Here is a 340-nt window from a genome sequence, read left to right as displayed (position 1 = left end):
GACAGTGGTGATCAACGATGGTACTAGTAATAGTGTGTCTCGCACTGCCACTGTTGCTGTGAGCAATGTCACCGCGGCAACAAGTACCGCAGCGAGCTTTAATACCAGCAATGGTACAAATCTATCACCCGCCATTACTTTCACCAGCGATGACGAAACGCTGACCATAGGTGCGACCACGCATATCACAGGCTCAACCGCCGATGGTGGGGGCGGTACAGATATTTTGAGCGTGCCAACAGGGTCAAATCTGGCTAACTTTACCTCATTGACTAACTTTGAGACGCTCACGCCAGACAATGATGCGTCGTTAACTCTGACTGAAACACAGCATGATGGA

1 protein-coding gene is annotated in these 340 nt (G+C 50.0%); it reads left to right on the top strand.

Annotation, left to right across the window (positions count from 1 at the left end; all coding sequences use genetic code 11):
* Positions 1–340, top strand: a 340-nt coding sequence (locus L1070_RS20230; protein ID WP_237126920.1) for a hypothetical protein, incomplete at both ends; no start/stop codon positions are given.

It is taken from the genome of Pseudoalteromonas sp. MMG022 (assembly GCF_021654245.1).
In the GTDB taxonomy this organism is placed as follows: domain Bacteria; phylum Pseudomonadota; class Gammaproteobacteria; order Enterobacterales; family Alteromonadaceae; genus Pseudoalteromonas; species Pseudoalteromonas amylolytica.
This window is presented reverse-complemented; position numbering and strand designations above follow the sequence as displayed.